Origin of the sequence: Thermococcus sp. (genome assembly GCF_027023865.1) — an archaeon.
Lineage (GTDB): Archaea > Methanobacteriota_B > Thermococci > Thermococcales > Thermococcaceae > Thermococcus.
In genome coordinates, this window is the sequence record NZ_JALVUC010000020.1 from 46,705 (window position 1) to 59,594 (window position 12,890).

Genomic DNA, 12,890 nt, shown 5'->3' on the forward strand with positions numbered 1-12,890 from the left:
CAAATCATTGGGCAAATATACACCTCTGTTCACCAACCTGGTGTACATACAGGGTAGAAAACACGCCTCCTACCCGGCGTTGAGGGCGCACTTTTTGGGCATTATCCCAAGTGGGAGTCACTTGGGTGATTGCCTGAACAGTGCTTCCGCCTTTCAAAGTCCTGCCCGTGCCAGCCCGAAGAACGCGTCCTCAGCTCTATCGAGTGGGCAACAATCTCGGCCCTTCTCTTTGCATCCTCAACGTTTTTATCCCATGCTATCGCAACACCGAGCCTCCTTCCGGGATAGGCCTCCGGCTTCCCGAAGAGCCTCACTGTCGCGTTGGGAACGCTCAAAGCCCTGGCGAGACCCCTGAAGCGAGGGGAATATCCGGAGACGTTCGCCTTTATGACGTGGGTTGCGGCCGGGCTGAGCATGTGGAAGAGCCTGTAGCCGTCAACCCATTCTCCGGGGATTGGGAGCCCGAGGACTGCCCTGAGGTGCAGGCCGAACTCGGAGAAGCCCGTTGGATGAGAAGCTAAAGTCACCATCCCGGTGTCGTGGGGCCTCGGGGAGACCTCGTTCGCCCACACCTTGTCGCCCTTCACGAACATCTCGATGCCGAAGAGGCCGAAGCCACCGAGGACGTCTGTGATGCGCTTCGCTATGCGGTAAACCTCGCGCTCGGCTCCCTCGCTTATTCCCGCTGGCTGCCAGCTGGCATGGTAGTCCCCGTCGATCTGGTAGTGGCCGACCGGCCTCGGAAAGGTCGTGACTATCTCGCCGTTATCGTCGTAGTGCCTCACAGCCAGCTCGGTTATCTCGACGTCGAAGTCTATGTGTTCCTCAACGATAAGCTTCTCCGCGCTTCCCCTGGCCTTCTTCTTTGCCACCTCCCATGCCTTCGGGACATCTTCGGGGCTCTTCACGAAGTATGAGCCCTTTCCCGAGGAGCTCATTATGGCCTTCGTGTGGCAGGGATAGCCTATCTTTTCGCAGGCTTCGTAGAGCTCGTCGAGGGTTGTGGCATAGGCGTAGCGCGAAGTCGGAACCTTGGCTTCTTTCGCGAGGGTCTCCCTAGTCCTCTCACGGTGCATGGCAATCCAAGTGGCTTTTGCGTTCGGAACAACGAAGTGGCCGTCCTTCTCCAACTCGAAGAGGGCGTCAAGGTTTATCGCCTCTATCTCCGGGATTATGGCATCTGGCCTCTCCCTCTCGACGACGGAGAAGAGGAAGTCAGCATTTCTCATATCACCGACATACGAGCGGTGGGCAACGTGCATTGCAGGAGCGTTGGCGTATCTGTCAACCGCCACCACCTCAACGCCGAGCCTCTGAGCTTCGATCGCTATCTCCTTCCCGAGCTCACCGCTCCCCAATAGGAGGATCTTCTGGGCGGAGTCAGTCAAGGCCGTTCCGAGCTCGTCCCTTAAGCTTATCATGGGCACCACCCCGTTTATTGACGTTAAAATGTTAAAAATTGGTAATATTTAAGCCTTTTTGAGCAGAAAAATGGCAAATAATTCACACCTCTTCATGAATACTAGAGGGTAATCAATTACTATCCCATGATTTTGACTTATCTTGGAACTTTTAGGACGTTTTAAATTCATTTATTTAACGGAAAGGTTTTTATATGTTGAATAACTATCTAAGATTGGTGATTCCTTATGTCGAAGTTTGGTTTGTGGTGGGTTCAGTGGAACGGCTCCGACTACGAGTCGAGGATGACTTACAAGGGACAACTTCCAGTTTCTTTTCATGAAGCTGTCCAGTGGTTTAAAGATAGGGGCTTTGATGTTGCAGTTTTTCTTGGAGACATACATTATTCTGGGAGAAAATTAACAGAGTACACTATAAATAGTCTTAAAGAATACACCAAAACCTATACATGTGTAGAGGGAAAATACCAAACAGGTTATTCAGACGGGCAGCACTTTTCTCAGTGGGTTTCATCTAAGGTGAATAGTGCATTGGGATACTACATAGTAATTCCAGAATCTTATATGCTCAAAAGAATCATAACAGGCGTTGTGAACGGGGAGAGAGTGAAATACAACTCTATTCCAAGGGACTGCCCAGCGAATGGTTTCCATAGTTCATATTGGCATGGCTGGATTGACGGTGTTCTCAGCGTGCCTGATAGTAGCAGACTTGGTTTTTACTGGGGCTACGAAAGTTGCCTCCAGGCAACCATTTATGATCCAAATCTGAAATACATATTTAATCCATTCTGCGACTATAACAACACAGAGTACATCGAGAAATACACATCATTCCTTAAAGACATGAGCAACTACATTCACAACCATGGGCTGGAACTTATCTGGATTCCCACGATTGGAAACAGAACTATGGAGCAGGTAAAGACTTTTTGTGCTATTCCCACTCTTGCGGGGTATTTTAATCACGTGTTTGTTCAGCCCCACTATTACCAGACTACTAAACTGAGTGATGGCAATGACTATACTCTCTATGAACTCGTTCGCCGTTTAAAGTGGATGAGGGAGAAGGGAGTCTCCATTGAGATGGAGGCCGACAACAGTATAATCGGAGAAAAAAGCAACTGCGCATACTGCAAAAGCACTCAGAACAGGAAAGGTTGTGACTTGACCCCTACTTCAGAGATAGAAGAAAAATGCATTAACCGCGCATGCGATTATGTAAACGCCATATTGGAGGCATATTCAGAGCTGTTTCACCGCCCACCATTATCGCCAGAAACGGTTATTAACGAACTCTTTCCCCAGCGGGCTTACTATTTCGGCACAGACTTTGAAGTAATAGACCGGGTGAGGTCGCAGTGTCCAGACTGGTGATTCCTCTTTTAATCCTCCTTCTTTTTGCCCCGGTTGCTTCGGCGGTTTACTCTGTAAAGCTCAACGGTTACTTCTACGTTGTCAGCTACAAGGTTTACTCCAACGGGACAGCGGCATTAATCAATGCCGAAATCGACAACACGGGAACCACCTGCGACATGAAAGGAAACTGCTGGATGTCAGTTTATGGCGGTTACGAGTATCTTCTTTATTACAATGGTTCCCGGCTTTTTCTCTTGAACTTCACGTGGTGTCCTCCAACAATGCCAATCCCAGCGTACGTTAACGGCATTTGGTACCTGAACGTAACAGCCTGCGGGATACTCCACTACGTTTACAGGTTAAACCTCACGAGGTTCTGCATTAACGAGGTCACCGTCAACTGGTCCCGGCTTTCAAAAAACAGCACATTCACCAACACAATAAACGGCTGGAAACTCGTAATCCCAAAGGAGTTTTTGCCTTCTCCTGGCTATGGGCCTTTTAGGGCTTACTTCTTTGTTGGGGTGAATTCAAGCGTCACGAAACCCACGAGCGTTCCACCGTTCCTGGCAATACCCCCCCACTCAAAGCTCCCGGTTTACTTCCTCCTTGAAAAGGACGGTCAAGTGAAAAACGTGACGCTCTTCTACATCAACGCGACTGAGAACTTAACCGGCTTCTGGCTTCCAGAGAGTGTTAAAATCGTTAACGTAACCTTCTGCAAACCGATTGTTGCTCCAGAGAACGCCACCTCGAACGGGACTATAGCTCAAACAACCATTTCGGAGAACACCACGCTCAACATCACGAACACCAGCGAGGAAACGAATGAAACGGTCACTTCAATTAGGTTAGTGAACACGACACGACCATCACCCACCGCTGGAGGGAATACTACTTCACTCCACGCGAACACAACCACGACTTCAGTACCCACCAAAAAGAACATCTGCGGACCTGCGTTCGTAATCCTGGCTGCAATAACAGTTCTCCTGTTGAGGAGGCATCGAAATTAACATTGATTTGTTTAATTTTTGAGTTTTCATCTTCTTTTTTACCATAAGTACGGCAAAGCTTTTAAGCCTTCACTGGAACTCTCACCGGTGGTGCTCATGCTGACCTATGCCCAGGCTGGAGTTGACGACGAGAAGACTGCGAGGGCCTTGAAGAGCGTAATCTCCCTCGCAAAGGCGACCTTTGAGTTCAGAGGAGGGAAAACCGGCGAACCTGCGGAAGACCTCGGCCACTACTCGGCCCTGCTCGACTTTGGAAGCTTTTACCTCGCGATGACGACGGATGGAGTTGGGACGAAGGTTCTGGTCGCTGAAGTGGTGAGTAAGTTTGACACAATAGGGATAGACATGATAGCAATGAATGTGAACGATTTGCTCTGCGTCGGGGCCGAGCCTGTTGCGCTCGTTGATTATCTCGCAGTTAAGGATCCGGACGAGAAAGTCTTTGGGGAGATAGCGAAGGGTCTCTACGAGGGTGCAAAGCAGGCTGAAATAGCGATAGTCGGCGGCGAGACCGCGGTTATGCCTGACCTGATCAACGGCTTCGATCTGGCTGGAACCGCCATCGGAGTTGTTGAGAAGGGGAAAGCCATAACCGGAGAAAGGATAAGACCGGGTGATGCCGTGATAGGCATCTCAAGCTCGGGAATCCACTCGAACGGCTTGACTCTTGCGAGGAAGCTCCTGATTCCGAAGTATGGCCTTGATTACGAGTATGAGGGCAAAAAGCTCTGGGAGTGGCTTCTGGAGCCGACGAGGATCTACGTCAGGCCAATTTTAGAGCTCCTTGAGAGTGTCGAGGTTCACGGGCTGGCCCACATAACCGGCGGAGGACTGCTCAACCTAAAGCGCCTAACCGGTTACGGCTTCTCCCTGCAGATGCCCCCCATCGGGGGAATCTTCAGGCTCATCCACGAGAACGGCGTTCCGCTGGAGGAGATGTTCCGTGTTTTCAACATGGGCGTTGGAATGATCGCGATAGTTCCGCATGAGGAAAAGGAGGGGGTTCTTGAGGTCCTTAACAGGTACTACAGGAGCTTTGGGCTTGGAGTGGTTACAGAGGAGCCGGGGATAAAGGTGGAGAACTATAGGGTAATGCTTTAACATCCTCCTCCAATTCTTTTTGGGTGGTCCGATGGAACTCACGGTTAAAGAGAAGGCTTTCCTTGAGAACCTTCCTGAACTCGTAGAGAAGGCCGTAGATACCTACGGAATCCGACTGAGGAAAATAGTGATGGAGGAAGATGAAAAAGGATGCTACACCATTTTGATCACGTACGACTCGGAGTTTCGCCCGTAAGCCTCTGATAGAGTTCCTCGTAGGCGTTTATGAGGTCCCCCCGGTCAAAGCGGAAGACGTCCTTATCGAGGCTCTTCTTTGTCTCCGCATCCCAGAAGCGGCATGTGTCGGGGCTTATCTCGTCTCCCAGGATTATCTCCCCCCTCCCGTTCTTCCCAAACTCCAGCTTGAAGTCAACGAGGATTACCCCTCTCCCGGCGAAGTACTCCGTGAGAACCTCGTTAATCTTCAGGGCTATGCGCTCCATCTCCCTTACCTCTGCCTCGTCAATGCCCAGAACTTTTGCATGGTGGTGGTTTATCATTGGGTCGCCCCTGCTGTCATCCTTGTAGTACAGCTCCACCAATGGCTCGGGCAGTTTCACCCCTTCCTCGAGGGGGAGACGTTTCTTCAGACTCCCGGCAACGATGTTCCTCACAACAACTTCGAGCGGATACATCTCGAGTTTTTCAACTATCAGCCTGTTGCCCCCGGCAACGCCTATGAAATGGGTCTTGATACCGTTCTCCTCGAGGACTTTAAAGAGGTAGGCGCTTATCTGGGCGTTGAGCCAGCCCTTTCCCCTGAATTGGGCCTTCTTTTTTCCGTCAAAGGCTGTGGCATCATCCTTGAACTCCATTATTGCCTTTTCATCATCGAGCGGGATTACCTTCTTTGCCTTACCTTCGTAGACGTCCATAGACTTCACCATGTTTATGTAAAATCTAGAAGTTTTTAAGCATTTTTTAAACATAAAAAAGTTAAATAATGGGCAAGGTTTTTAAACTTAAAACTGTAAACTCCAGCAAAACTCTCGGCCAGAATAAACATCCTGACGGCAATGGAGTGGTGGTGAAGTTGAGAGAAAAGTGCGGAATCTTCGCGGCAGCAACAGAGAACGCGGCTAGGAAGGCCTACTACGCACTTCTTACCCTTCAGCATCGGGGGCAGGAGAGCGCTGGAATAAGCGTCTGGAGGCGTAGAATAAGGACACTATCAGGAAGGGGTCTAGTTTCGGAGGTCTTCAAGAACGGAGAGCTGACAAGGTTGAAATCAAACATGGTCCTAGCCCACGTCCGCTATTCTACCTCTGGCTCGCTCAACGAGACCCAACCGCTCGAAACTGAATGCTGCGGGAGGAGAATAGCGGTGGTCCACAACGGAACCCTAACGAACTTCGGATCCCTCCGGAAGAGGTATGAGAAGCTCGGTGTTAGATTCCGCCATTCCATGGATTCCGAGCTGTTGGGGATTTCATTCCTCTGGCATCTTAATGACACCGGAGACGAGTTTGAGGCTATGAAGAGAGTCTTTGAAGAGGTTAAAGGTGCTTACTCGCTTGCCTTCCTCTTCGACGGAAAAATTCTGGTGGCGAGGGATCCCGTCGGCTTCAGACCGCTGAGCTACGGGAAGGGAGAGGGCCACTACTTCGCGAGCGAGGATTCCGCATTGAGACTGTTCGTCGATGAGCTGGATGGCGGGAGGATAAGGGACGTTGGGCCGGGAGAGGTATTTTTGCTCTCGGAGGAAAGCGTTGAAAGCAGGGTTCTGGCGAAAGAGGCCCACCACCACTGCGTCTTCGAGTACATCTACTTCGCCAGACCCGACAGTACGATCGACGGGGTAAACGTCTACTCCGCGAGGGTGAGGATGGGCGTCGAGCTGGCGAGAGAAAGCCCGGCCGATGGGGACGTCGTCATAGCGGTTCCTGATTCCGGAAGAGCTGCTGCCCTTGGTTTTTCCACGGAGAGCGGTGTTCCCTACGCCGAAGGGCTGATAAAGAACCGCTACATCGGGAGGACTTTTATAACACCGGGCCAGTTCTACCGCGAGTTGAAGGTCAAGCTGAAGCTCTCGCCCGTGAGGGAAGTTGTCAGTGGGAAGCGAGTGATTCTCGTTGACGATTCCATCGTCAGGGGGACTACAATGAAGCGCATAGTGACCATGCTGCGAAATGCTGGCGCGAGAGAGGTTCACGTCAGGATTGCCTCTCCCCCCATAAGGTATCCCTGCTACATGGGGGTGGACATACCGACGAGGCACGAGCTTATAGCGGCTTTTGGTGGTGTTGAGAAAGTTAGGGAGACCATAAACGCCGACAGTTTGGCTTACCTCAGCGTTGAAGGCCTCATGCTGGCAGTGGGTAGGGGAGACCTCTGCACCGCCTGCCTCACCGGCGAATACCCCGGCTGGGCATTCAAGTTCTGAGCCTTTTCACCCGGCACGCTGAGTACTTGAACTCCGGCGTTCCGGCCTTGTTGAGCGCTGGACTCGTTATTCTGTTCGCCTTAAAGTGGAAGGGAATCGCTATCAGGCCCTCAGGGACGCCACCGATTTTTGCGCGCATCCTTATCCTCCCGCGCCTCGTCTCTATCTCTACCCACTCCCCGTCGTCGATTCCAAGTTTCTCAGCGTCATGCTCACTTATTAACGCTTTTGGTTCGCCCATAAACTTGACAAGGGAGGGCCCCCTAAGCGTCATCTCGCCGGTGTTGTAGTGGCCTACCAGTCTGACTGTTGTGAGTACGAATGGATATTCCTCGTCCGGCCGCTCCCACGGGTCTATCTGTTCCACTGCCACCAGTTTGGCTTTTCCATCGGGTGTTGCGAATTCCCATGTGTGGAGCCTTTTCTTCGGCAGGAAGATTCCCTCCGAGCTTTTAAGCTCTTTAACTGTCCTTTCCTCAAGCGACAGAAAGAGCTTAAAGTACTCCGCGGTTATCTCTTCCACCGAGCGGTAGTTGAAGCCGTTCAAACCGAGTGATCTACCCAACATGGTTAGTATCTCCCAGTCTGGCTTTGAGTCACCCGGAGGCTCGCAGACCTTCTCGCTCCACTGGATCCTCCTCTCGCTGTTCATGTAGTTGCCAGCTTTTTCGCAGAAGGCACCCGCTGGGAGGAGGTAGTGAGCGTATCTGGAGGTTCTCGTAGGAAAGATATCCTGGACGACGAGGAGGTCCAGTTTTTTCAGGGCCTTCTTCACGTGGGTGGAGTCCGCCTCGCTCACGGCCGGGTTCTCGCCCATTATGTAGAGTGCCCTGACGTCACCTTCCTCTATTGCATCCCACAACTCAGTTAGATAAAGCCCGCGCTCCGTCGGTAGATCATCGACACCCCATAGCGCGGCGACACGCTTCCTGAAGCGCTCGTCTGTGAGCGGGACGTAGCCGGGTAAGAACTCGCTCAAAGCCCCCATGTAAGCTGCCCCTTGCACGTTGTTCTGCCCGCGCATGGGGTATAGACCACCGTTCTCGCCGGTGTAGCCGAGGAGCAGAGCAAGGTCTATCACGGCCAGAACGTTCTCGACGCCTGAGACATGCTGAGTGAGGCCCATTCCCCACATTATGGCACCACTCCCTGCTAAAGCGAAGGCCCTCGCGACTTCCCTTGTAACTCCTGAGGGGATCCCGGTTACCCTCTCCGCGTACTCGGGGGTGTATTTTGTGACCGCCATCTTGACCTCCGAGAAGCCCCTCGTCCTCGAGCGGACAAAGTCCTCATTGTAAAGCTCCTCGCGGATTATCACGTGCATCATCGCGTTTGCAAGGGTTATGTCGGTTCCGGGCTTTATTATAACCCTGTAATCGGCAAAGGCCATCGTCCTCGTTTCCCTGACGTCAACGACGATGATTTTGGCCCCTCTTCTCTTTGCCCTCAGGAGGTAGTCCATCACAACCGGATGGGTCTCGGCAGGGTTGTAACCCCAGATGAGTATCGCTCCAAAGTTCTCAAGATCCTCGTAGGGGTTCGTCTGCGCCCCGGTTCCAACCGTCATCTTGAGGGCGTGAACGCTAGCTTCATGGCAGAGACGGGCACAGTTGTCAATGTTATTGGTGCCGAAGAGCCTCGCCATCTTCTGGAGGAGGTAGTTTTCCTCGTTGCTAACCTTGGGGGAGGCCAGAAAAGCGACTGCGTCAACCCCGTAGAGCTCGCGAATTTCAAGGAGTTTGCCCGCTATTTCCTCGATTGCCCTGCCCCAGCTCAAGGGCAGCATCCTGTTCCCTTCCCTCTTCAGAGGACGCTTGAGTCTGTTCCTTGAGAGGACGAACTCGGTCGCGTGGAGGCCCTTGGGGCAGAGCTTGCTCCTGTTCGGCTCACCGCGGTATGGCCTTACCCTTAGTGTTTCCGGGTCTATGAGGAGGTTGCAGCCGAAGCCACAGTAAGGACAGACAACCTTCTTCAATTCTTTCACACCACCACCTGATTTACAAAAATAACGCAAAAAATAAAAAGTTTTCTCTGATTTTTAACATGAAATTATAAAAATCAAAGGACCTTCCCCAAAAAGTACTCATGAACCCGTGTGTCATCTGTCAGCTCGGGGTGGAACTCAAGGCCGATTACGTTGCCCTGTTCGACGCCAACGATTCTATCATCGAGCCAGGCTATCGGTTTCACCCTACCGCTCAAAAGCCCCATTATCCTTGGGGCACGAATGAAGACGCCGATGAAGGGTTCATTACTGAAGGCGAGCTTTACCGGTGCCTCGAAGCTGTCCACCTGCCTGCCGTAGGCGTTCCTGTTAACACGAACATCGAGCAGCCCCAGGAACCTCTGCCCCGACGTTGCCCCTATTACTTCCTTTGAGAGCATTATCAATCCCGCGCAGGTGCCCATTATTGGCAGTCCCTCTCTTCCCAGTTTTTTAACGGACTCAAAGAGGTCGTTCTTCACCATTAACCTCGATATCGTCGTGCTCTCGCCGCCCGGGACTATCACTGCCGAGATTCCCTCAAGTTGCTCCTGCTTCCTGAGCCAGATTACCTCCCCTGGGACACCTAGATTTTCGAGGGCCTTCTTTGCAGCATCGATGTGCTCGCTGACATCACCTTGAAGGCCTATAACCCCTACTTTAACCACCTTGACCACCTCAAGTTAAACAAAAAAGGAGGGTCAGACACCCCTCTCCTCAAGGCGAACTTCCAGCTCCTCTATCTCCTGGCCACGCATTGGCTCGCCGATTTCCTTACTTATCTCGGCAAGAACATCGGGCTCGTCCCAGTGGTTGACGGCCTCGACTATCGCCCTCGCCATCTTCTTCGGGTTTGAACTCTTAAAGATTCCAGAACCGACGAAAACACCGTCCATTCCCATCTGCATCATAAGAGCGGCATCTGCTGGCGTTGAAACCCCTCCAGCGGCGAAGTTGACAACTGGAAGGCGACCAAGCTTCTTGATTTCGAGGAGTACCTTGTAGAGACCCTCAACGATCTCGCGGTAGGTGTAGTGGGCATAAACTGGCTCGTTCTCGAGGATCTGCCTCGGTAGGCCGCTTATCTCCCTGACCTCGAGGGCGAGTTTGAGATAAGGTTCCGCGAATTTTTCAGCCACACCGTAAACTTGCTCATCCGTCATCCTCTGGAGGAGGGCTATGTTGTCTTTAAGCAGGCGAACGTGTCTGACCGCCTCGACGATGTTGCCTGTCCCTGCCTCGCCTTTTGTCCTCATCATAGCTGCCCCTTCCCATATTCTCCTGACGGCCTCGCCGAGGTTCCTGTTGCCACAGACGAAGGGAACCTTGAATTCACGCTTGTCTATATGGAAGTAGGGGTCCGAGGGTGTCAGGACCTCACTCTCGTCTATCATGTCAACCCCGAGGGCTTCAAGGATTCTGGCCTCGGCAACGTGGCCTATCCTAACCTTGGCCATCACTGGAACCGTCACCGCGTCCATTATCTCTTGGATCTTCTCTATCGGGGCCATTCTGGCAACGCCACCGGCCTTCCTGATGTCGGCCGGAACACGGTGGAGGGCCATGACGGAGACCGCTCCAGCCTCTTCCGCGATGCGAGCCTGCTCGGCGTTGGTAACGTCCATTATGACGCCGCCCTTCACCATCTTGGCGAAACCGCGTTTCAGTCTCTCCGTGCCCTTGACCTCAATAACGTCAAACTTCCCCATGGCAATCGCCTCCTCAAGTTTTGACCTGCAATTATTTCAAGGAAAAACTTGAATATAAAGCTTGCCGTTGTAAGCCCCGTAAGTTTCAGAAAAAGTCCCAAAAATTAACGGGGGAAGATGAAAGAAGCTCTGGTTAAACCTTTCCAATAACCTCAAGGCTAACGTCGAAGTTCCTGATGGAGTGCGTCAAATAGCCGAGGCTTATGATGTCGACTTCTAGCTTCGCGTACTCAGTAATATTTTCGGGGGTTATGCCGCCGGAGACCTCGATTTTGACCCTATCCCGGAGTCCTTCACGCTTTAAAGTCTCCAAAGTCTCCGCTATCTCATCAGGCGTCATGTTGTCGAGCATCACAACGTCGGCCCCCGCCTTTGCTGCTTTAACCGCGTCCTCTAGGCTCTCGACCTCGACCTCGACGACCTTGTAAACGCTGAAGGCTTTGGCGCGCTTTATTGCCTCCTCCAGTGGAACCAGTGCGAGGTGGTTGTCCTTAATGAGTATCGCGTCACTGAGGGAAAAGCGGTGAGGCTCACCGCCACCGATGAGGAGCGCCCTCTTGTCGAGGGGTTTCAGCAGGGTTTTTCTCGTGCCTGCCACCCTAACGTTGGGGTTGACCGCCCTAACCTTCTCGACGAGCTTCCTTACCTCGGTTGCAATCCCGCTCATTCTGCCCATCACGTTCAAGGCTGTCCTCTCGACAAGGAGGATTGCGCGGGCATTGCCTTCGAGTTCGAGGATAACCTCCCCCTTCCCCACTTCCCCGCCGTCGTGCTTTTTAACCCCAACTTTGATTCCGAAGTGATTGAAGAGGGCTTTGGCCTCCTCAACGCCGGCAATAATCCCTTCCTGCTTCGCTATAATGACGGCCCTTGCCGCAATATTATCTGGAATAACTGCCTCGCTCGTGACGTCGCCGAAGGGGGTATCCTCCCCAAGGAAGCGGAGGAGATACTCAAGGGATACCATCTCAGCTCATCTCCAGCATTCTCTCGATAGCCCTCTTGGCCTTCTCCGCTGTTTCCTCCGGAACTTCGATGGTGTACTTCATGTCACGGAGCGACCGGTAAACGTCCTCGAGCGTTATGGCCTTCATCCCGATGCAGGCTGCATCTTCCCTGGCTGCGTGGAACTTAATGTTAGGATAAAGCCTGCTCAAACGATATACCATCTCCCTCTCTGTGAAGACCACCCACTCGCTCCACTCGGGCGCGTGCCTTATCATCCCACCGGTGGAGACAATAATATCTGCCCTCTCCTGCACCTCGGGCTCGCACTCCGGATGGACCATCAGCTTGGCGTTTGGATACAGTCTTTTCGCACGTTCAACGTCCTCAACGGTGAACTTTTTGTGGACATAGCAGTGACCATACTCCGGAACAGGGATGACCTTCTTCCCGGTCTGCTTCGCAACATAGTGGGCAAGGTTCTTGTCGGGACCGAAGATGACAACGTCCGAATCGAGCTTTCCGACGATTTCTGCAGCGTTTGCAGAGGTGACCGTAACGTCAGCAAGGGCCTTACACTCGGCGGTGCTGTTGACGTAGAGAACCACGGGGGCGGTGGGATATTTCTCTTTGGCCTCGATTATGTGCTCCGGTTTGAGCATGTTGGCCATCGCACAGGTTGCCCCCTTCGCGGGGAGCAGGACGGTCTTCTCTGGGTTGAGTATTTTAGCTGTCTCAGCCATGAAGTCCACACCGGCAAAGACTATCACGTCAGCGTCAACGTTGACGGCTTTCCTCGCGAGTTCAAGGCTGTCCCCTAGGAAGTCGGCTATGTCCTGAACCTCCGGCAACTGGTAATTGTGAGCCATGATTATGGCGTTGCGCTCCTCCTTGAGCCGGTTTATTTCCTCCACGAGCTTCTCACGTTCCATAATCTCACCCCTCTTAGGTGAAAATAAAGGGGGTATGTTA

At 52.4% G+C, this 12,890-nt stretch carries 12 protein-coding genes; 5 read left to right on the plus strand and 7 right to left on the minus strand.

Translation table 11 applies throughout. From position 1 onward, the window contains the following. Positions 1–101: 101 nt before the first annotated feature. Complete coding sequence (gene purT, locus MV421_RS08410) at positions 102–1,421, minus strand: phosphoribosylglycinamide formyltransferase 2 (protein ID WP_297420991.1); 1,320 nt, start codon at positions 1,419–1,421, stop codon at positions 102–104. A gap of 228 nt (positions 1,422–1,649) precedes the next feature. Between purT and MV421_RS08415 the strand changes: the two genes are divergently transcribed. The 4 genes from MV421_RS08415 to MV421_RS08430 all read left to right on the plus strand — a co-directional run bounded on the left by MV421_RS08415 (position 1,650) and on the right by MV421_RS08430 (position 5,093). Continuing rightward, positions 1,650–2,798 carry a DUF4855 domain-containing protein gene (locus MV421_RS08415; protein WP_297420990.1) on the plus strand — a complete coding sequence of 383 codons (1,149 nt, stop codon included), beginning with the start codon at positions 1,650–1,652 and terminating at the stop codon, positions 2,796–2,798. Continuing rightward, positions 2,783–3,796 (plus strand): CGP-CTERM sorting domain-containing protein, encoded by a 1,014-nt coding sequence (locus tag MV421_RS08420; protein ID WP_297518203.1) that lies wholly within the window; start codon positions 2,783–2,785, stop codon positions 3,794–3,796. Before MV421_RS08415 ends, MV421_RS08420 begins: the two co-directional genes overlap by 16 nt. A 96-nt stretch (positions 3,797–3,892) precedes the next feature. Next, positions 3,893–4,897 carry a phosphoribosylformylglycinamidine cyclo-ligase gene (gene purM, locus MV421_RS08425; RefSeq protein ID WP_297421019.1) on the plus strand — a complete coding sequence of 335 codons (1,005 nt, stop codon included), beginning with the start codon at positions 3,893–3,895 and terminating at the stop codon, positions 4,895–4,897. A 31-nt stretch (positions 4,898–4,928) separates the two neighbouring features. Further along, complete coding sequence (locus MV421_RS08430) at positions 4,929–5,093, plus strand: hypothetical protein (RefSeq protein ID WP_297420988.1); 165 nt, start codon at positions 4,929–4,931, stop codon at positions 5,091–5,093. Here MV421_RS08430 and purC read toward each other — a convergent pair. Continuing rightward, positions 5,065–5,772, minus strand: a complete 708-nt coding sequence (purC, locus tag MV421_RS08435) for a phosphoribosylaminoimidazolesuccinocarboxamide synthase (RefSeq protein WP_297421017.1) — start codon at positions 5,770–5,772, stop codon at positions 5,065–5,067. The genes MV421_RS08430 and purC overlap by 29 nt on opposite strands. A gap of 158 nt (positions 5,773–5,930) precedes the next feature. Here purC and purF point away from each other — a divergent pair, with 158 nt between their 5' ends. Beyond that, positions 5,931–7,280, plus strand: coding sequence for an amidophosphoribosyltransferase (purF, locus tag MV421_RS08440; protein ID WP_297421015.1), 1,350 nt, complete (start codon positions 5,931–5,933; stop codon positions 7,278–7,280). Here purF and fdhF read toward each other — a convergent pair. From fdhF to nadA, 5 genes are all read right to left on the minus strand, one after another. Next, positions 7,270–9,255, minus strand: a complete 1,986-nt coding sequence (fdhF, locus tag MV421_RS08445) for a formate dehydrogenase subunit alpha (protein WP_297421013.1) — start codon at positions 9,253–9,255, stop codon at positions 7,270–7,272. The genes purF and fdhF overlap by 11 nt on opposite strands. A gap of 83 nt (positions 9,256–9,338) precedes the next feature. After that, a complete protein-coding gene (gene pdxT, locus MV421_RS08450; protein WP_297503436.1) occupies positions 9,339–9,932 on the minus strand; it encodes a pyridoxal 5'-phosphate synthase glutaminase subunit PdxT in 594 nt (197 codons plus the stop codon). A gap of 33 nt (positions 9,933–9,965) precedes the next feature. Continuing rightward, a complete protein-coding gene (gene pdxS / locus MV421_RS08455) occupies positions 9,966–10,973 on the minus strand; it encodes a pyridoxal 5'-phosphate synthase lyase subunit PdxS (RefSeq protein ID WP_297420985.1) in 1,008 nt (335 codons plus the stop codon). 133 nt (positions 10,974–11,106) lie between these two features. Continuing rightward, complete coding sequence (nadC, locus tag MV421_RS08460) at positions 11,107–11,940, minus strand: carboxylating nicotinate-nucleotide diphosphorylase (RefSeq protein WP_297420983.1); 834 nt, start codon at positions 11,938–11,940, stop codon at positions 11,107–11,109. Position 11,941: 1 nt separating this feature from the next. Further along, positions 11,942–12,850, minus strand: a complete 909-nt coding sequence (gene nadA, locus MV421_RS08465) for a quinolinate synthase NadA (protein ID WP_297420981.1) — start codon at positions 12,848–12,850, stop codon at positions 11,942–11,944. Between the last annotated feature and the right edge of the window lie 40 nt (positions 12,851–12,890).

What these genes read in the sequence shown, in the direction of transcription:
- nadC (WP_297420983.1), bottom strand. Translation starts at nt 11,940, where the DNA reads ATGGTATCCCTTGAGTATCTCCTCCGCTTCCTTGGGGAGGATACCCCC.
- purM (WP_297421019.1), top strand. Translation starts at nt 3,893, where the DNA reads ATGCTGACCTATGCCCAGGCTGGAGTTGACGACGAGAAGACTGCGAGG.
- nadA (WP_297420981.1), bottom strand. Translation starts at nt 12,850, where the DNA reads ATGGAACGTGAGAAGCTCGTGGAGGAAATAAACCGGCTCAAGGAGGAG.
- MV421_RS08430 (WP_297420988.1), top strand. Translation starts at nt 4,929, where the DNA reads ATGGAACTCACGGTTAAAGAGAAGGCTTTCCTTGAGAACCTTCCTGAA.
- MV421_RS08415 (WP_297420990.1), top strand. Translation starts at nt 1,650, where the DNA reads ATGTCGAAGTTTGGTTTGTGGTGGGTTCAGTGGAACGGCTCCGACTAC.
- purT (WP_297420991.1), bottom strand. Translation starts at nt 1,421, where the DNA reads ATGATAAGCTTAAGGGACGAGCTCGGAACGGCCTTGACTGACTCCGCC.
- pdxS (WP_297420985.1), bottom strand. Translation starts at nt 10,973, where the DNA reads ATGGGGAAGTTTGACGTTATTGAGGTCAAGGGCACGGAGAGACTGAAA.
- purC (WP_297421017.1), bottom strand. Translation starts at nt 5,772, where the DNA reads ATGGACGTCTACGAAGGTAAGGCAAAGAAGGTAATCCCGCTCGATGAT.